The sequence below is a fragment of the Paraburkholderia sp. SIMBA_030 genome (assembly GCF_046535245.1).
In the GTDB taxonomy this organism is placed as follows: domain Bacteria; phylum Pseudomonadota; class Gammaproteobacteria; order Burkholderiales; family Burkholderiaceae; genus Paraburkholderia.
In genome coordinates, this window is the sequence record NZ_JAWRXB010000622.1 from 1 (window position 1) to 269 (window position 269).

Annotated in this window: 1 protein-coding gene; it reads left to right on the forward strand. The window is 61.3% G+C overall.

Going from position 1 to position 269, the window contains the following annotated elements; translation table 11 throughout:
• Positions 1-5: 5 nt before the first annotated feature.
• The coding region (locus tag SB772_RS41450; protein WP_410838705.1) for a FlgK family flagellar hook-associated protein at positions 6-269 on the forward strand (264 nt) is incomplete at its 3' end.

Below are 269 nucleotides of genomic sequence, written 5' to 3' on the forward strand. Positions count from 1 at the left end.
CGCAGTTGAACCAGAAGATTTCCGAAGTTTCCAAGGCTGGCGGCATGCCGAACGAGCTGCTCGACGCGCGCAACGAAACCGTGCGTCAGCTCTCCACGTTCACCGGCGCACAAGTCATCGAACGCGACGGTAACCTTGATGTGTACCTGGGCAGCGGTCAGCCGCTGGTCATGGGCGGCACCGCCAGCACTCTGCAAGTGGTGCCGAGCCAGGCCGATCCATCGCGCATGGGCATTCAGCTCAATCGTGGTTCGAGCACCGTCGACATT